Source organism: Paramixta manurensis (assembly GCF_013285385.1).
Taxonomy (GTDB): domain Bacteria; phylum Pseudomonadota; class Gammaproteobacteria; order Enterobacterales; family Enterobacteriaceae; genus Paramixta; species Paramixta manurensis.
Map to the genome: position 1 here is coordinate 2,219,848 of NZ_CP054212.1, position 18,183 is coordinate 2,238,030.

Annotated in this window: 17 protein-coding genes; 4 read left to right on the forward strand and 13 right to left on the reverse strand. The window is 53.4% G+C overall.

Annotation, left to right across the window (positions count from 1 at the left end; genetic code table 11):
* Nucleotides 1–34: 34 nt before the first annotated feature.
* Entirely contained in the window at nucleotides 35–640 is a 606-nt protein-coding gene (gstA, locus tag PMPD1_RS10810; protein WP_173634040.1) for a glutathione transferase GstA, read from the reverse strand.
* A 142-nt stretch (nucleotides 641–782) separates the two neighbouring features.
* Nucleotides 783–1,376, reverse strand: a complete 594-nt coding sequence (gene betI / locus PMPD1_RS10815) for a transcriptional regulator BetI (protein ID WP_173634041.1) — start codon at nucleotides 1,374–1,376, stop codon at nucleotides 783–785.
* Between the two features lie 150 nt (nucleotides 1,377–1,526).
* Between betI (PMPD1_RS10815) and PMPD1_RS10820 the strand changes: the two genes are divergently transcribed.
* Nucleotides 1,527–3,077, forward strand: a complete 1,551-nt coding sequence (locus tag PMPD1_RS10820) for a BCCT family transporter (protein WP_173634042.1) — start codon at nucleotides 1,527–1,529, stop codon at nucleotides 3,075–3,077.
* 23 nt (nucleotides 3,078–3,100) lie between these two features.
* Here the strand turns inward: PMPD1_RS10820 and dtpA are convergent, their stop codons facing one another.
* Nucleotides 3,101–4,606 (reverse strand): dipeptide/tripeptide permease DtpA, encoded by a 1,506-nt coding sequence (dtpA, locus tag PMPD1_RS10825; protein ID WP_173634043.1) that lies wholly within the window; start codon nucleotides 4,604–4,606, stop codon nucleotides 3,101–3,103.
* Between the two features lie 505 nt (nucleotides 4,607–5,111).
* Nucleotides 5,112–7,124, reverse strand: a complete 2,013-nt coding sequence (gene betT, locus PMPD1_RS10830; RefSeq protein ID WP_173634044.1) for a choline BCCT transporter BetT — start codon at nucleotides 7,122–7,124, stop codon at nucleotides 5,112–5,114.
* Nucleotides 7,125–7,285: 161 nt separating this feature from the next.
* Here betT and betI (PMPD1_RS10835) point away from each other — a divergent pair, with 161 nt between their 5' ends.
* The 3 genes from betI (PMPD1_RS10835) to betA are packed head-to-tail and all read left to right on the forward strand — an operon-like array spanning nucleotide 7,286 to nucleotide 11,086.
* On the forward strand, nucleotides 7,286–7,879 hold the full coding sequence (betI, locus tag PMPD1_RS10835; RefSeq protein ID WP_173634045.1) for a transcriptional regulator BetI: 594 nt from the start codon (nucleotides 7,286–7,288) through the stop codon (nucleotides 7,877–7,879).
* Between the two features lie 29 nt (nucleotides 7,880–7,908).
* Complete coding sequence (gene betB / locus PMPD1_RS10840; protein WP_173636189.1) at nucleotides 7,909–9,369, forward strand: betaine-aldehyde dehydrogenase; 1,461 nt, start codon at nucleotides 7,909–7,911, stop codon at nucleotides 9,367–9,369.
* Between the two features lie 46 nt (nucleotides 9,370–9,415).
* Complete coding sequence (gene betA / locus PMPD1_RS10845; protein WP_173634046.1) at nucleotides 9,416–11,086, forward strand: choline dehydrogenase; 1,671 nt, start codon at nucleotides 9,416–9,418, stop codon at nucleotides 11,084–11,086.
* Nucleotides 11,087–11,148: 62 nt separating this feature from the next.
* On the opposite strand, the gene nth is transcribed toward betA, so the two are convergent.
* The 9 genes from nth to ydgT all read right to left on the reverse strand — a co-directional run bounded on the left by nth (nucleotide 11,149) and on the right by ydgT (nucleotide 18,170).
* Nucleotides 11,149–11,784 carry an endonuclease III gene (gene nth, locus PMPD1_RS10850; RefSeq protein ID WP_173634047.1) on the reverse strand — a complete coding sequence of 212 codons (636 nt, stop codon included), beginning with the start codon at nucleotides 11,782–11,784 and terminating at the stop codon, nucleotides 11,149–11,151.
* Nucleotides 11,781–12,479, reverse strand: a complete 699-nt coding sequence (locus PMPD1_RS10855) for an electron transport complex subunit E (protein WP_173634048.1) — start codon at nucleotides 12,477–12,479, stop codon at nucleotides 11,781–11,783. Before PMPD1_RS10855 ends, nth begins: the two co-directional genes overlap by 4 nt.
* Nucleotides 12,472–13,104, reverse strand: a complete 633-nt coding sequence (gene rsxG / locus PMPD1_RS10860; protein WP_173634049.1) for an electron transport complex subunit RsxG — start codon at nucleotides 13,102–13,104, stop codon at nucleotides 12,472–12,474. Before rsxG ends, PMPD1_RS10855 begins: the two co-directional genes overlap by 8 nt.
* Nucleotides 13,105–13,107: 3 nt before the next feature.
* Nucleotides 13,108–14,166 carry an electron transport complex subunit RsxD gene (gene rsxD, locus PMPD1_RS10865; protein WP_173634050.1) on the reverse strand — a complete coding sequence of 353 codons (1,059 nt, stop codon included), beginning with the start codon at nucleotides 14,164–14,166 and terminating at the stop codon, nucleotides 13,108–13,110.
* Nucleotides 14,167–16,122, reverse strand: a complete 1,956-nt coding sequence (rsxC, locus tag PMPD1_RS10870; RefSeq protein ID WP_173634051.1) for an electron transport complex subunit RsxC — start codon at nucleotides 16,120–16,122, stop codon at nucleotides 14,167–14,169.
* Nucleotides 16,115–16,693 (reverse strand): electron transport complex subunit RsxB, encoded by a 579-nt coding sequence (gene rsxB, locus PMPD1_RS10875; RefSeq protein WP_173634052.1) that lies wholly within the window; start codon nucleotides 16,691–16,693, stop codon nucleotides 16,115–16,117. The genes rsxC and rsxB overlap by 8 nt, the downstream gene beginning before the upstream one ends.
* Complete coding sequence (rsxA, locus tag PMPD1_RS10880) at nucleotides 16,693–17,274, reverse strand: electron transport complex subunit RsxA (RefSeq protein WP_173634053.1); 582 nt, start codon at nucleotides 17,272–17,274, stop codon at nucleotides 16,693–16,695. The genes rsxB and rsxA overlap by 1 nt, the downstream gene beginning before the upstream one ends.
* A gap of 114 nt (nucleotides 17,275–17,388) precedes the next feature.
* Nucleotides 17,389–17,832 carry a DUF2569 domain-containing protein gene (locus PMPD1_RS10885; protein ID WP_173634054.1) on the reverse strand — a complete coding sequence of 148 codons (444 nt, stop codon included), beginning with the start codon at nucleotides 17,830–17,832 and terminating at the stop codon, nucleotides 17,389–17,391.
* A gap of 122 nt (nucleotides 17,833–17,954) precedes the next feature.
* The gene (ydgT, locus tag PMPD1_RS10890; protein WP_173634055.1) at nucleotides 17,955–18,170 is read right to left on the reverse strand and encodes a transcription modulator YdgT; all 216 of its coding nucleotides are present in this window, start codon (nucleotides 18,168–18,170) and stop codon (nucleotides 17,955–17,957) included.
* Nucleotides 18,171–18,183: the final 13 nt, after the last annotated feature.

Genomic DNA, 18,183 nt, shown 5'->3' on the forward strand with positions numbered 1-18,183 from the left:
GGGCGCAGCGGCGCCCGTCGTTTTTAACGTTGTTTCAGACCAGGCCTTCTGCTTTTAACGCTGCGGCTACCGCCGGACGCGCCGCCACACGCTCTATCCAACCGTGCAACGCATCCAGCCCCTCCAGATTCAGTTTCAGCGCTTGCGCCCAGCGCGTGACAACAAACAGGTAGGCATCCGCGACGGTAAAACGCAGCCCCATCAGCCACTGCTTCTCTTTTAATTCATGGTTAACGTAGCGAAACTTCTGTTCGAGCTGCTCACGCGCCAGCGCTTTATACTCATCCGGCGTGGTGGGGCGAAACAGCGGGCTAAAGCCCTTATGTAACTCGGTCGCAATGTAGTTAAGCCACTCCAGCGTGTGATAGCGCGTTAAACTGCCGGCAGGCGCCAGAAGCTGACGGTCGGGTTTTAAATCCGCCAGATATTGTACGATCGCCACGCCTTCGGTCAGCAACGAGCCATCATCCAGTTGGAGAGCGGGAACCTGACCTTTAGGATTAATTTGGAGATAGTCATCTCCGCGTTCGGTTTTCTTGGTCGCAAGATCAACGTTCACTTGGGTGAAATCAAGGCCGCATTCGCGTAATACGATATGTGGGGAAAGTGAACAGGCGCCGGGTTTACAGAAGAGGTTCATGGGCATTCCTTTAACGCTGATGAGAGTAGCGTTATTTTACTGACGGCGCGCTAAAAAAACAGCGCATTAGGTGATGAAGCGCCGGTTTTGTTGCCGGGGTCATGGTTCGGGCGGCAAAGAGAGGAGGAGTGAGCGGAGCGCCTTAGCCGATGTGTGGCGCGGCTAATACCTTCTCGACATAATCGCAAGCTAACTGACACGCTTGTTGTCTATTGAAATCGCCACCGGATAAGCTGCCGCGTAGCCACAGGCCATCAATCATCGCGGCTAAACCTCTTGCCGCGTCACGTGCCGCTTCCTTCGTCAGCGTGCGGCGAAACTGATAGCAAAGATGCGTATACAGGCGGCGATCGTTGGCATGCTGTAAACGCCGCAACTCCGCTTGATGCATGCTGGCGGCCCAAAAGTCGAGCCAGGTGCGCATTGAGCGGGCGTTGGTTTGGCTGGGATGAAAGTTTCCCTCAATAATGGCGAACAACTGCGAGCGTACATCGGACTCTGCCTGGTCTCTACAGCGGGCTACCGCATCGCGGAGATCGCGCAAAATTTTACGCATCGTCGCGCTCAATAATCCCTCTTTATCCCCAAAGTAGTGGCTCACAATTCCGGTCGATAAACCGGCCTGGGCGGCTACCAGCGCGATGGTCACGCCGGACAAACCTACATCACCAATCGCTTCAAATGCCGCATTGATCAACTGCTCCTTACGCTGCTCAGGAATGTCTTTGCGTCTCATTATGTCTCCCAGGTCAGAAGGGTTATTTTTATTCATTGATTGAACGTTCAATCAATAATCGATATGCTGCAAAAATGTCAATTAAATGAATTCTAATTGTTAACTACTTGTTTCAACAAGACCGCATCAGGTAATCCGGGAGCGTGATACATGACAGTGATGAGTTCGAAAGTTGAAGAACGTACCGACAGCATACAGCTTAATCTTCCGGTTTTGTTCAGTTCCGCCGCGGTTATCCTGCTGCTGGCGATGCTGATTGTGCTCTATCCGGTAGCCAGCCAACGGTGGCTAAGCCAGGCCCAGGTTTGGGTTTCCGATGTGTTCGGATGGTACTACATGCTGCTGATGGTGGTGTGTATGGTATTCGTCTTCTGGCTGGCGCTATCACGCTACGGCCAACTGCGCTTGGGTGAGGAACAGGAAACGCCGCAATTTAGTTATCTTTCCTGGGTTGCGATGTTGTTCTCGGCCGGGATAGGCATTGCGTTGGTTTATTACGGCGCGTATGAACCACTGGATCATTTCCTTGCGCCACCGGAAGGTCAGGGCGGTAGCGTACAAGCGGCACGTCAGGCGATGGCGATCACCTTTCTGCATTGGGGATTACATGGCTGGGCGCTGTACGCGCTGATTGCTACCGCGCTTTCATGGTTTGCTTATCGGCGTGGTATGCCGTTGGCGCTACGCTCTGCGCTTTGGCCGCTGTTCGGCGAACGCACGCACGGTGTCATCGGCCATCTGGTTGATAGCTTCGGCATTTTGGTGACGGTTATTTCCATGGTGACCAATCTGGGCATTGGCGCACTGCTGGTTAACTCCGGATTACACTATCTATTCAATGTGCCGCAAAACCCACACATCTTGCTGATCCTGATCGTGGTGATGATGGTTGTCGCGACGCTGGCGGCGGTCACCGGCATTGAAAAAGGCATTGCGATGCTATCGAATATTAATGTCGGCTTGCTGTGTCTGTTACTGCTGTTTGTGTTTTTCACCGGCCCGACATTAAACCTCATCAACGGAATGCTACAAAATGTCGGTGACTATCTGACTTCGTTACCGGGCAAAAGTTTTGATGTCTATTTATACGGTAAAGCGCGGCAGTGGCAGGGCGCGTGGACGTTGTTCTATTGGGCATGGTGGGTGGCATGGGCACCGTTTGTCGGGATGTTTATCGCCCGCATTTCCCGTGGGCGAACGATTCGTGAGCTGATTTTTGGCGTGTTACTGATCCCTCTCGGGTTTACCCTCGCCTGGCTTTCTATTTTTGGCAACACCGCCATTAGCTTAGTGCTGGAACACGGGCAGGCCTTGCTGGGAAAAGTGGCATTGGCCGATCCGCCGATGTCAATCTTCAAGCTGTTTGAGTATCTTCCCTATACCGGTATCACTGCCGGTTTTACCGTGATTATCAGCTTTGTGCTGTTCCTCACGCCGGTTGACTCCGGCACGCTAATGATTGCCAACCTGTCGAGCCGAGGCGGGAGCGCCAGCGATGATGCACCGGCCTGGTTACGTATTTTCTGGGCGGGCGTGACGACCCTGGTCTGCGTTGGTTTGCTGTATGCCGGAAGCTTTAGCGCGATGCAAACGGCCGTGGTGCTGTGCGGGTTGCCGTTCTCGGTGGTGTTGGTGCTGTATATGGTGAGTTTGCATAAAGACTTGCGTGGCGTAGACGAAAAAAAAGCCGGTCAACAGTGACCGGCTCTATACCTTGAGAAAGCTTAGCTACGCGCGTTGGCTTCCTGGAATTCCACCACGTTATCATCCTGTGTCATACGGTTGAGCCGTGGGGCGGTCAGCAGCATCAACACCGCGATCACCCCGGTAGCAATACCGATCTGTAGGAAGACATCACCGTAAACATGCAAAGATTGCAGTGGATCGGTCACATCTTCCGGCACCGCCATCAAATTGGCGATTTTACCGGCGATAATCGCCGCGCCGGCGGTGGTCAGGAACCAGGAACCCATGATAAAGCCCATCAGACGTTGCGGGACCAACTGTGCCACCATCGCCAGGCCCAGCCCTGAAATCATCAACTCACCCACGCTCTGTAAGGCATAGCTCAGGATCAGCCAGTTAACGGAAACAATCCCCAACTGGTTGGCAAACTTCGCACCTAACGGCAGCACTAAAAACGCGCCGGAACATAGCACCATGCCAAAGGCAAATTTGTGCGGCATCGGCATCTTATCGCCGAGTTTATTATAAATTGCCGCCAGAATCGGGCTGGCAACCATGATCCAGAACGGATTCAGCGCCTGATACTGCTCCGGCTCAAAGGCGATACCGAAGATGCTGTGCTCCACATTACGGATGGCAAAGAAGTTCAGTGAAGTGGGCATTTGGCTATACAGCACAAAGAACACAATCGCTTCTACCATCAATAAAAACGCGACAATCATTTTACGCCGTGCCGCCCCTTGCAGAGTGAAGGCTTCTTTGGCAAAAATGGCCACAATACCGACCGCGACAACCGCCAGCACCAGGCGGGCGATAGTTTGGTTGTGCAGCAACCAGGTGGCGAGGGCGACCAGGATCACCACGCCAACCAGCGTCGCCAGCAATTTACCGATGTGTAATGGCGCAAAGTCCGGTTTTGAACCGTATTGTTTGACCCATTTGCGACAAAAAAGGAAGTTAACCAGCGTGATCAGCATCCCGACGAACGAGAGCGCAAATGCAACGCTCCAGCCAAATTTGGCCGCCAGCCAAGGCGTAGCCAGCATGGAAAAGAACGAGCCGATATTGATCGCCATGTAATACATGGTAAACGCGCCATCCAAACGTGGATCGTCTTTTTCATAGCAGGTGGAAAGCAGTGCGGATGGGTTGGCTTTAAACAGCCCGTTACCGACGGCGATAGTCGCCATCCCCAGATAGACCAATGCTTCCTGATGGCCTGACCAGGCAACCAGTCCATAACCGAGCGCCAGCACAATGGTGCCGAGGACAATGACACGCTTAGTGCCGAGAACTTTGTCTCCCAGCCAGCCACCCACGGCAACTAATCCGTAAACCAGCGCGCTGAAAGAAGAAAACAGCGTAATTGAATCCGCTTCGGACATACCCAGCATTTTAACCAGGTAGACCGCCATGATGCCCTGTAATCCGTAGAAGCCGAAACGCTCCCACAGCTCGATAGAAAAAATCAGGTAAAACGATTTAGGTTGTTTGAACGCGTTAAGGCTAACCGCCTCGTCGGTGTGTTTGTTTGCAGTAGACACTCGTACCTCTTTTTGCTCGTCCCGATTATTACCGGGAAAGTAAGCACGCGTAATGCCGTCGAGACATTCGGTGCGTTGTTATAAGTTAAGAAAAGCGGCGGTTAATTTCGCTGATCCTGTCCAATCAGGCAAGACTTTTTTCATTCTCTGTTACGCAGAGCGATCTTGGCGTTAAATTTACGCATTACGCCTGTTAAATAGTGTTAAATGCCAGAAAGTAAAATGAGTGCAAAATAATAATCTGGCTGTTTGTTGGTTTTTTATCCAAAGCTGCCATCTCTGTCTGCGGAGTATTTTTTGGTTTTAACCATTAATTAATCGGTTTTATGCAGAATAAATGGCTGGATATTCCATTAATAAATAAATTTATTGAGTGTTAACAGATGCCTGCTGACGGCGCGTTGATGAAAAAAACATCAATAGTGAGGTCGATCACGAAATAAACTAAAGCTAACCTGCAAGATCCAGCGGCAAAGTGAGACCCATTTTGCCGCCGGTTTTTTGCTTAGCGAATCAGATGCAGAAATTGTAGGTGGCGCTCGTAGTGGTCGAGAATGTCGTTAATGATCTGCTCCTCGGTATAGCCCACTAAATCATACTCCTGGCTGCCTTCCCATAAATGTACCTCAGCGCGGTAATAACGGCTGGCGGTATGGCTTAAATTACCGCCGCGCATGAAAGAGGGCGTGGCATAGCCACTCATTTGCACGGCGTAATGGAACGGCGCCTCTTCACCGTGCGCGACGCGTAAGCGGAGAGTAAAATCCTGGGTTGAGAAATCATTCTCTACGTGCAGTCCCTTCTCGTGTAATACCTGTGACACCTTCTCCAGCGCCGGACGCACACTCTCTTCCATAAAGCGATACACCATATCGCGGGTAGGATAGGAGATTGCGCGGTTTAAGCGACGACGCCAGCTACTGGTATGCCCAGGACGATAGCGGTCATTGAGCAGTGGCGAGGCAATGGCCAACGAACGGCTGCGATCGCGCTGTTTTTCATGATGCAAAGCGCGGTACATCGCGATGACGAACAGTACCAGCACCAGAGAAAAAGGCAGGGCGCTCAGTACCACGGCGGTTTGCAGCGAGGTATAGTCGCCGGCAAAGAGTAACGAAAGCGTTAGCATGCAAACTGCGGCGGCCCAGAAAATGCGCAACCAGTTGGGCGCATCCTGGCTGGCGGTATCGCCGACGCACGAGAGATTGGCTACCACCAATGCGCCGGAGTCTGCTGAGGTCACAAAAAAGATGAAGCAGATCACCACCGCCAAAATAATAACCGGCGTTGCCAGCGGATAACTCGCCAGCATGTGATAGACCGCCATTGCCGGTTCGCCCAGCGCGATATCGCCCAGTTTGCCCATCCCGTTTTGGAACAGGTTCAGTGCGCTATTGCCAAATACTGACAGCCACGCAAGGGTAAAGCCCATTGGGATCAGCAACACCCCAATCACAAACTCACGTAGCGTACGTCCACGAGAAATGCGGGCGATAAACATCCCGACAAACGGTGACCAGGCAATCCACCACGCCCAGTAAAACACCGTCCAACTGCCGAGCCAGCTATCTTTATCACCCTGGCTATAGGCATACAGGTCGAAGGTTTTACGCGGCAGGCTGGTGAAATAATCCCCGAAATTTTGTACCAGCGTGTTGAGCAGATGACCGGTGGGCCCGGCAAACAGGACAAAGGCGAACATCAGCAACGCCAGTAACATGTTTATCTCAGACATCCGGCGTATCCCTTTGTCGACACCGCTTACCGCCGACAGGGTTGCCGCGCCCATCACCACAATAATCAGTACCACCTGCATCAGGTGACTTTGCGCGATTCCGGTCAGAAAACTGATCCCGGAATTAATCTGCATTACACCGATACCCAAGCTGGTGGCTAAACCGAACAGCGTGCCGACAATGCCGAAAATATCGACCGCATGACCGATTGGGCCATTAATGCGTTCGCCGATGAGTGGATAAAATGCGGAGCGTAGCGCGAGCGGAAGATTGTGACGGTAGGCAAAATAGGCCAACGCCATTGCCACCAAGGTATAGATTCCCCAACCGTGCAGGCCCCAGTGCATCATGGTCAGGACCATGCCATCGCGCGCGGCCTGTGCAGAACCGGCAACGCCATCCGGCGGTTGTAACAGGTGATCCAGAGGCTCAGATGCGCCATAAAACAGCAGCTCGGAACCGATGCCGGCGGAAAATAGCATCGCTGCCCAGGTGCCATAACTAAAATCGGGCGTCGCGTGGTCAGGGCCCAGTTTAATATCACCGTAGCGGGAGAGGGCGACAAAGAGCACGAACCCTAAATAAAACGCCACCACCAACATGTAATACCAGCCGAAACTGGCCGATGCCCAATTTAGCGCTTTTCCCAGTAGTTCGCTGGCGCGGTGAGGAAAAAATAATACGCTGCCTGAAAACAGCAGGATAATCAAAGCGGCACCAAAAAATACCGCGCGGTTTAGTTTAACAGATTGAATAGTCAGTCTTTCTTGTGACCCCGGCATTACATTCCTCAGTGGTTAATGTGAAGTATCCTTGTAAAAAAATCCCTGATAAATGCATGGATTTGTTATCCAATTGTTATAAATTCTAGTTTTTATTGATTGAACGTTCAATATAAAAAAGCTACTCTGTTTTGACTTCCCTACCGGAAACCGATGAGACGATGCCAAAAGTTGGAATGAAAGCCATTCGTCAGGCGCAGCTTATCAGCGCGACGCTGACAGTAATCGATCGTGTGGGGCTGGCTGAGGCCAGCCTCTCGGCGATTGCTAAACAGGCCGGTGTTTCTACCGGCATTGTTAGCCACTATTTCGGCGATAAAAACGGGTTGCTGGACGCCTGTATGCGGCAAATTCTGCTGGATTTGTACCTGGCAGTAGAGCGTCAGCGCCGTGCGGCTGACAACACGCCGGAAGCGCAAATCCGCGCCATCATCGACGGTAATTTCGATCTGACGCAGGTTGCTGCGCCACTACTTAAGACCTGGCTGGTGTTCTGGACTAATAGCCTCCATCAGGAGAATTTGCAACGTCTTCAGCGCATTAACGATAGGCGCCTATGGTCGAACATCACCGCTCAGTTTGCCCGTGTCTTACCGCATGAACAGGCACGCGCCGCTGGTGGTAGCATCGCTGCGTTGATCGACGGGTTATGGCTACGCATGACGTTGGCGCAAAAGCCAATGACAGATGGGCTGGAGCAGGCGCGCTCACTCTGTTACCAGAACCTTGCGCTTTGGCTTGCAACAGCGCGCTAAACGTACTAACAGGAGGATACATGGCTGACGTGAAACGCTGTGGTTTATATATTAATGGTCGTGAAGAAGCCGGGCATGGTGAGGTTTTTACCAGTATCAATCCGGCTAACGGCGAAGTTATTGCACAAATCACCGCGGCAAATAAACACGATGTTGACCGGGCTGTCGCCTCAGCGTTGGCAGGGCAGCGTCTCTGGCGTAGTTATACGCCGGTAGAGCGTAGTCGGGTGTTACTGAAAGCGGTGGCGCTGTTGCGTGAACGTAACCCATCGCTGGCGGAGCTGGAAACCGCAGATACCGGTAAACCGATTAGCGAAACGGCAGCGGTGGATATTGTTACCGGGGCCGATGTGCTGGAGTACTACGCAGGCCTGGCGCCTGCCATTCAGGGCGAGTCGATTCCGTTACGCGAAAGCGCGCTGGTTTACACACGTCGCGAACCCTTAGGCGTCACCGCCGGTATTGGCGCATGGAATTATCCGATCCAAATCGCACTGTGGAAAAGCGCCCCGGCATTGGCTGCCGGTAATGCAATGATTTTTAAACCGAGTGAGGTCACGCCTCTCAGCGTGCTGGAACTGGCAAAAATCTATACTGAGGCCGGGCTGCCGGACGGTGTGTTTAATGTAGTGCAGGGCGCGGGTGAAGTCGGCCAGGCCTTAAGCCAGCATCCAAATATTGAAAAAGTCTCTTTTACCGGCGAGGTCAATACCGGCAAGCGAGTTGTGGCGGATGCGGCGCTGGCGAACCTAAAAGAGGTCACCATGGAGTTGGGCGGGAAATCACCGCTTATTGTGTTTGAGGACGCCGATCTTGATCGTGCCGTTGATGGCGCGATGATGGCGAATTTTTACAGTAGTGGACAGGTTTGCACCAACGGCACGCGGGTATTTGTACAGCGTTCGGTCGCCAACGCTTTTGAACAGCGGCTGCAAAAAAAGATGCAGAACATCCATATGGGTGACCCGCGCGATCCGCAAGTCAACTTTGGCCCACTGGTTAGCGAAGAGCACTGCCAAAAAGTGACCGCCTATCTGAAGCTCGGCAAGGAAGAGGGCGCACGGGTGCTGGCGGGCGGTAACCGCATCCAGCATGGCATGATGGCGAAAGGATGTTATGTCGAACCCACAGTCTTTACCGATTGCCGTGATGATATGCGCATTGTCCGTGAAGAGATTTTCGGGCCGGTGATGAGCATCCTAATCTTTGATGATGAGCAGGAAGTCATCGAACGCGCGAATAATACCGAGTATGGGTTGGCCGCCGGATTATTTACCCGCTCGCTGGATCGCGCGCATCGGGTTATTCACCAGCTTGAAGCCGGTATCTGTTGGGTGAATAGCTGGGGCGAATCACCCGCGCCAATGCCGGTTGGCGGCTATAAGCAATCGGGCCTGGGACGGGAAAATGGCCTTGAAACGCTACATCACTACACCCGCACCAAATCCATTTTGATCGAGATGGGCGAATACTCCTCGGCATTTGAATAATTCACGCGCGGCCAGCGTCACCCAAGCTGGCCGCTTTGGAGGTTTAATGCAAGAATTTGATTACATCATTATTGGCGCGGGATCGGCAGGCAATGTACTGGCAACCCGGCTGACTGAAGATGCTGACGTATCGGTACTGTTACTGGAGGCTGGCGGGCGCGATCACCGCTGGGATTTTCGTACCCAGATGCCAGCCGCTTTGGCGTATCCCCTACAGGGTAAACGCTATAACTGGGCCTATGAAACCGATCCCGAGCCGAAGATGAATAATCGCCGTATGGAGTGCGGGCGTGGTAAAGGGCTGGGTGGCTCATCGCTGATTAATGGCATGTGTTATATCCGTGGTAATGCCATGGATTATGATAACTGGGCAAAAAAAACCGGCTTCGATAATTGGTCTTATCTACATTGCTTGCCCTATTTTCGTCGGGCGGAAAAACGCGATATTGGCGCTAATGACTATCATGGCGAAGAGGGGTATTTAAGCGTTACGACGCCCAAAGCCGGTAACAATCCGTTATATCGCGCCTTTATCGAAGCGGCAAAACAGGCCGGACACAGCGAAACTGACGACCTAAATGGCTATCGTCAGGATGGTTTTGGGCCGATGGATCGCACCGTTACCGCCAAAGGCCGTCGCTCCAGTACTGCGCGGGGTTATCTTGATGTGGCGAAACAGCGCGCCAACCTAACGATTATGACCCATGCACAAACTGATCGTATTGTGTTTGAAGGGAAAACTGCCGTTGGGGTAACCTGGCTGCGTAACGGGCAGCGTCAGGAGGCGAAAGCGCGGCGAGAAGTTTTACTCTGCGCTGGCGCCATTGCATCGCCGCAAATCTTGCAGCGTTCCGGCGTTGGGCCAGAGGAGTGGCTGCGCGAACTGGATATTGATGTGGTGCATGCGTTACCCGGTGTCGGGCAAAACCTGCAGGATCATCTCGAAATTTATATGCAATATCGCTGTAAAAAACCGATTAGCCTCTATCCGGCGTTGCAGTGGTGGAACCAGCCAGCTATCGGCGCCGAGTGGTTATTTAACGGCACCGGCGTCGGTGCCAGTAACCAGTTTGAAGCGGGTGGCTTTATCCGCAGCGATGACCAGCCAGATTGGCCAGATTTGCAATATCACTTTCTACCGGTAGCGATTAACTACAACGGTAGCAGCCCGGTGAAAGAGCATGGTTTCCAGGCCCACGTCGGGCCAATGCGTTCTATGAGCCGTGGACGGGTAAAACTGCTCTCTAAAGATCCGTATGCTGCGCCCTCTATTTTCTTCAACTATATGTCGCAAGAGCGTGACTGGGTGGAGTTTCGTGCAGCGGTGCGTTTAACGCGTGAAATTATGCGCCAACCTGCGCTGGCTGAGTATTGTGGCGCTGAAATACAGCCCGGGCTCTCGGTACAGAGTGATGAACAGATTGATGCGTTTATCCGCGAACATGCCGAAACGGCCTATCACCCCTGCGGCAGTTGTGCGATGGGCAGTGACGAAATGGCGGTGGTTGATAGCGAAGGGCGGGTACATGGCATGCAGCATCTGCGGGTGGTGGATGCGTCGATTATGCCGCAAATTACCACCGGTAACCTGAATGCGCCGACTATTATGATTGCGGAGAAGATTTCCGACGCAATCCGCGGCCGGGTTTCGCTTACCGCGTCAACGACGGAGTATTATCAGCATCAGCGCCAGAACGCGCTGGAAAATATCGCCTAATGCGTAACGGCCTCTTCGGAGGCCGTTTTGACGTGCAATGCAATAGCCAAACTGGCTGGCTTTCACACCTCAACCTTCTCTTTATACTCACATAAGTCTTCAATCAGACAGGAACCACAGCGTGGTTTACGCGCAATGCAGGTATAACGTCCGTGCAAAATCAACCAGTGATGGCAATCCACCTTAAACTCTGCCGGTACCACTTTGAGTAGCTTTTCTTCAACCTGTTCAACATTTTTACCGGGTGCAAAATGGGTGCGATTGCAGACACGGAAAATATGGGTATCGACCGCGATGGTCGGCCAGCCAAAAGCGGTATTTAGCACCACATTGGCGGTTTTACGCCCGACGCCAGGCAACGCTTCCAGCGCGGCGCGGTCTTCCGGGACTTCCCCCTGATGTTGTTCCAACAAAATGCGGCAGGTTTTAATCACATTCTCGGCCTTGCTGTTAAACAGGCCGATGGTCTTTATGTACTCTTTCACGCCTTCAACGCCCAACGCTAACAGCGCTTGCGGCGTGTTGGCGACGGGATAAAGCTTCGCGGTGGCTTTATTGACGCTAACGTCGGTGGCCTGTGCCGAAAGCAGCACGGCAATCAGGAGCTCGAAAGGGGTGCTGAAATTCAATTCGGTGGTCGGATGCGGATTATTATCACGAAGCCGACGCAAAATTTGCTGCCGTTTGTCCTTGTTCACATCGCTTTCCCGACCTGTCCTTGTGGCTCAGCCTGCTGCGCCGCCGCACGTTCAGCACGTTCTTTCATTTTTTTATCGATCATGTATTTGCCAGCTAACATCATCCCCAGGCCAATAAAGGCACCGGGCGGCAGCATGGCTAACAGCATCGGCGAATCAAAATGTATTACCTCGACCCGCAACACCTTCGCCCACGGCCCCAGCAACTGATCGGCACCGTTAAAAATGGTGCCATTACCAATAATTTCACGAATCGAGCCCAGCACCACCATCGCGCTGGTGGCGCCCATACCAATCGCGAAACCGTCCAGCGCGGCAAGCGGAACACTGCTCTTGGAGGCAACCGCTTCGGCGCGGCCTACCACGATACAGTTGGTCACGATCAATGGAATAAAGATCCCCAGCGACTGATAAAGGCCGAAGGCGTAGGCATTAATCAGCATCTGCACGCAACTCACCACCGAAGCGATAATCATCACGTAAATGGGAATGCGAATTTCCGACGGCGCCCAGCGACGTGACGCGGAAATAGCGCTGTTGGTGCAGGTTAATACCAAAGTGGTCGCCAGGCCAAGGCCAAGCGCATTGGTGGCGGTTGAGGTCACAGCCAGCAGGGGGCACAGCCCCAGCAATTGCACCAGCGCGGAGTTATTTTTCCACAGGCCGCCGATCAATAAATTCTTAGCTTCACTCATTAGCGTCTCCACAGTCGGCTAGCGAAGAGAGTTTCGGGGGTAAGGTTTCCGCAAGAAGTGCGGCGCGTTTTGCGGCGTTAACCACCGCGCGCGGCGTAATGGTCGCCCCGGTAAACTGATCAAAATCGCCGCCATCTTTTTTCACCGCAAAATGGGGGTCATTCGGACCGCTGACTTTTTTGCCATTAAAACTGTTAATCCAGTTAGAAATCCGCAGTTCAATTTTATCACCCAGCCCTGGCGTTTCATGATGCTCAACGACGCGCACGCCAAGAACAGTCCCGCTGAAGTCTGCGCCGACGATCATTTGAATCGCTCCAGAATACCCGTCAGGCGCGGTAGTCTCAATAGCGACCGCCACCGGTTTGCCCTCTTTGCGTGCCAGATACAGCGCATGTGGCTTGGCAGTACCAAGAGCGGGGTCGGTGATAAGATAACACTCTTTTTGTATCGCATTGTTATACAGGCTAGTAGGGACGACCTGATCTAACAGGATTTTTTGCTGTACGGTAGTTTGGTGTTCAATGGTCGGTTTGGTTACCGCATTAATAATCGCGGTCACACCGGTGGTTACCGCCGCGAAAACTGCCAGCGTGATGCCATTCTTACGGATAGTCGCCAGCATCTGTTATTCCTTCCGATGGCCGTAAACGCGTGGTTTGGTGTAGTAATCGATCAGCGGAACGGTAATATTCGCCAATAATACCGCAAACGCAACGCCGTCCGGATAGCCGCCAAAGCTACGAATCAACCACACCAACAGACCGATGAGCGCGCCAAAAATCAACCGCCCTTTATTGGTGGTTGAGGCGGTAACCGGATCGGTGGCAATAAAGAAAGCGCCCAGCATGGTCGCGCCGGAGAAGAGATGAATCATCGGCGATGCCAGCGAACCCGGCGCAAACAGCCAGCCGAGGGTGGCGCAAACCGCCAGCGATAGCAAAAAGCTCAGCGGAATATGCCAGCGGATACTGTTCGTCGCCAGTAAGAAAACGCCGCCCAGCAGAAAGCCGAGGTTGATCCATTGCCAACCGATCCCGGCAAGCCAGCCGCCATAAATCGGCTGCGCCAGCAGATGTTCCGCGCTTTGCCCGGCACGTAAACCGGTTTTAAAGCTATCCAGCGGCGTTGCCTGGCTGATGCCATCTACGCCAATTTGCAACTGCTGCATGGTTTCGCCCGCCAGCGTGTGGTGGGTAAAAATCATGCTCAGCGAGTCGAGAAACCCAGGCGTGATCGACTGCAAAGGGGCGGGCGGCAACCAACTGGTCATCTGTACCGGGAAAGAGATCAACAGCACCACATAGCCGATCATGGCCGGATTAAACGGGTTTTGTCCCAGGCCACCGTAAAGCTGTTTGGCAATCACAATCGCGAAGACGGTGCCGATAACAATCAGCCACCAGGGCGCCAGCGGCGGTAAACTTACGCCAAGCAGCAGGGCGGTTAAGAGTGCCGAGTTATCGGCGAGATTGGCGGCAACCGGTTGCCGACGCAAGGTTAAAATGGCGGCCTCGGTTCCCCATGCCACTAAGGCGGCAATCGCCACCTGAATTAGGTTACCAAAACCAAAAAAGTACCACTGGGCCACCATGCCTGGCAGTGCCGCCAGCAGGACCAAAAACATAATATGGCCGGTACTGCGACGGTTGTGGGTATAGGGAGAACTTGCAATACGAAAAGCCATTTATTCCTCGAGCGTAGAGTGCTGCTGCGCTTTACGCGCTTTGGCGCGGGCAATGGCGGCTGCCACTGCGGCCTTGCGCGGATCTTCCGTGCGGTTATCGTCCGCATCCGATGGTGATTCTGTTGCGACCTGCTGATGTTCCGCTTTACGCGCTTTGGCACGGGCAATCGCGGCTTCCACTGCCGCCTTACGCGGATCAACGTCGTCGCTCTTTTCCTGTGTCGGCTGCTGATGTTCCGCTTTGCGCGCTTTAGCTCGAGCAATCGCGGCTTCCACTGCCGCTTTACGCGGATCGGTTGCCTGGCGAGTGAGCGGCTCGGTTTCCGCCTGTTTCTCGGCCTGGCGTGCGCGAGCCTGTGCTTTACGTGCTTCACGCTGAGCGATGACCGCAGCATTATCGGGCTGGGCTCCGGCTGTTATCTCAACCGGCACCTCATCAGTGGCTTTTTTCGCCTTCACGCGTGCCAATGCCGCCGCAATCTGATCTTTGTCATTGGCGGTAACGTTGCGTTTCGCCTGTTCATGACGCGCTTCGCGCGCCAGTTTTTCGCGCTCAAGGCGCTGTTGCCGCGCCTCGAAACGGGCTTTCGCTTCGGCAGTACGCTGTGCTTCCAGATCAATAGCGCGTAGTTCGGCTTTTTCCTGACGATAATATTGCACCAGCGGGATATTACTTGGGCAAACGTAAGCGCACGCGCCGCACTCAATACAATCATCAATATGATAAGCGCGCGCTTTTTCATGATCGGCGCCCTGGCTGTACCAATAGAGCTGCTGTGGCAGCAACTTAGCGGGGCAGGCATCAGCACAGGCACTACAGCGAATACAGGATTGCTCCGGCTCGTTATGGCCCATTTCACTGGCGGAGGGCGCCAGGATACAGTTGGTGATTTTCACCATCGGGACATCTAACGCTGGCAGCGTAAAGCCCATCAGTGGGCCACCCATAATCACCAGTTGATCGTCCGCTGGCTGGAAGCCTGCCGCCTGTAACAGATGCCCGATAGGGGTGCCTAAACGCCCCCAGACATTAGCCGGATGGGCTAAGGCTTCGCCGGTCAAGGTCACCACACGTTCGGTGAGCGGCTCGCCATCAATAATGGCGCGTTTCACCGCATAAGCCGTACCGACGTTTTGCATTAAGACGCCGATGTCGGATGAGCGTCCGCCATGCGGTACTTCCTTGCCGGTGAGAATGCGCGTGAGCTGCTTAGCGCCACCAGAAGGATACTTGGTCGGAATCACCCGCAGTTGCAGATCGCGGCTGTTGCCCAACGCCTGTCTCATGGCTTCAATGGCGGCGGGTTTATTATCTTCAATACCGATCAATACTTCATCGGCTTGCAAGACCCACGCAAGGATGCGACTCCCTTCGATAACCTCTGCCGCATAATCTTGCATTAACCGGTCGTCGGCAGTGATATAGGGTTCACACTCGGCGGCATTAATAATCAGAGTGTTAACGCCACGCAGGCCACCTTTCAATTTGGTGGCGGTGGGAAAACCGGCGCCGCCAAGCCCGGCTACGCCAGCCTGGTGGATACGTTGAATAATCTCGGTGCGTTCACATTGACGGTAATCGGCCAGCGATTGCCGTTCAATCCAACGGTCTTCGCCGTCGGGGCGAATAAAAATACAGACTTCCGCCAGGCCAGAGGGATGCGCCGTCATATGCGGAGCGATGGCTTCAATGGTGCCGGAAGTGGGGGCATGCACCGGCAGCATACGGCCAGTACCAAAAGTTAATGCCTGCCCGCGCAGTACCACATCGCCGGGCTTGACGCACAGCTCACCTTCGCTGCCAATATGCTGCTTCAGCGGAATAATCAAACGTTCAGGTAACGGGACCTGGCGCAATGGTGTGCCATTGGATTGGGTTTTCATCTCCGGCGGATGAATACCGCCTTCAAAGTCCCAAATTTTGTCCTGGCGAAAGCGTTTTAAAAAATTAAGCATGACTTTCCACGGGAATTACGCGCACCGGAATGGTATTAAGATCCCATTTCCAGTTAGCGGTGGTGGTCGCTACCGGGCGCATTTCAATACAATCGGTCGGACAGGGGGCGACACAGAGATCGCAACCGGTACAGACATCGCTTAAAACTGTGTGCATAGCCCGGGTCGCGCCGACAATGGCATCAACCGGGCAGGCCTGAATGCATTTGGTGCAACCGATACAGTTAGCTTCATCGATCCATGCAACGGTGCGCACTGGCGCTTTTGCGCGTTCATCGCCGTCAATCGGCTGAGGCTCGACGTTCAGCAGTTCTGCCAGTTTCAGCATGGTTTGCTCACCGCCCGGCGCACATTTATTAATCGCTTCACCCTGGTTACCGACCGCATCGGCATAGGGACGGCAGCCGGGGTATCCGCACTGCCCGCACTGGCTTTGCGGCAGCACCGCATCAATCTGTTCAACGATGGGATCTTCTTCAACCTGGAAACGACGCGAGGCGTAACCCAGTAAGGCGCCAAACACCAGACTTAGCGCGCTTAACACAGCAATAGCTATCCAAATCGCGGTCATCAGAATTTCACCAGACCGGTAAAGCCCATAAATGCCAGCGCCATCAGCCCGGCAGTAATTAGCGCAATCGATGAACCTTTAAACGGGGCGGGCACATTCGCCAGTACCAGGCGTTCGCGCATACCGGCGAACAACACCATGACCAGTGAGAAGCCCAGCGATGCGCTGAAACCGTACAGGGCGGCTTGCAGGAAAGTATGATTCAGGTTAACGCTGAGCAATGGCACAGCCAGAACCGCACAGTTGGTGGTGATCAGCGGCAGGAAAATCCCCAATAGGCGATACAGCGCCGGGCTGGTTTTACGCACCACCATTTCAGTGAATTGCACGGTGACCGCAATGACCAGGATATAGGCCATGGTACGCAGATAAACCAGATCGAGCGGCACCAGAATAAGGTGATTCACCAGCCACGAACAAATCGAGGCCAGGGTAATAACAAAGGTCGTGGCGAGTCCCATGCCAATTGCCGTTTCCAGTTTTTTGGAAACGCCCATAAAGGGACAGAGGCCGAGAAACTTCACTAATACGAAGTTATTCACCAGCACTGTGCCAATAAAAAGGAGTAAATATTCGGTCATTATTAAGCCTGGGAAACGAAAAAGCGGCTTATTATCAGGTATTCGGCCGGCTATCACAACAGATCAACCTTAGGGTTATTCCCCTAAAGCACTCAGGATTAAATTTTAGTGCCATTAGGGCGCAATAAATGTCGTCTTAACCCGTTGAGAACGTTTGAAATAGGGCACTAATAGCGCGGCGGCCAGCAGCGAAACCAGTAAAGTCCGAATTGCGTTGCTATCGGCAATGGGAGAGAAGGCGAAACTCTTTACCGCCAGTACCACTGTAACCAATAACCAGATGATGTAGTGACGCGGCAGGCGGTGTGAACGTTTGCAGAACATCCACGTCACCCAGGCGCTATACAGCCACACCACGGTTGAGGTGGCTAACGACAAACCCCACTGAAGCAAAAAGGCCGAAGGGTTAGTCGTCATTGCCTGGCGCAATTCAGGGTGAAACAAGGCGCTGAGATAGACGGCCATGACCAGGGCGCTGGTGAGTAGGGTCATAATCAGCCACGCGAGGGGCAGTAACAGCCAGCCGCCAATTCGCGGCGCCGGGGAAGAAACCGTCATAATGCTTTTTCCTGCAAATCAATAACGTCGGTCTTGACCCGAGACCATACTTAATCTCGATCGCGCCCGACAAGGTGTGCGGATTATACGTAAAAACAGACGGAAGGGTAAACGCGAGGGCGTTACACCACGTAACGCCAGACAGATTTAGGCACCTGCCCAAGGTCAAACAAGCGGCCGCCAGAGGCCAGCTCAGCGCGACGATGATCGGCAGCGCGGTACATTTTCATCAGCTCTTGATCGTCTGACAGCGAATAGTTCAGATGATCGTATAATTTTTCCAGACTTTCCAGAGAGTTAACTTTTCTAAATTTTAACAGATAATCGAGCACGGTCATGGTTGTCATCATG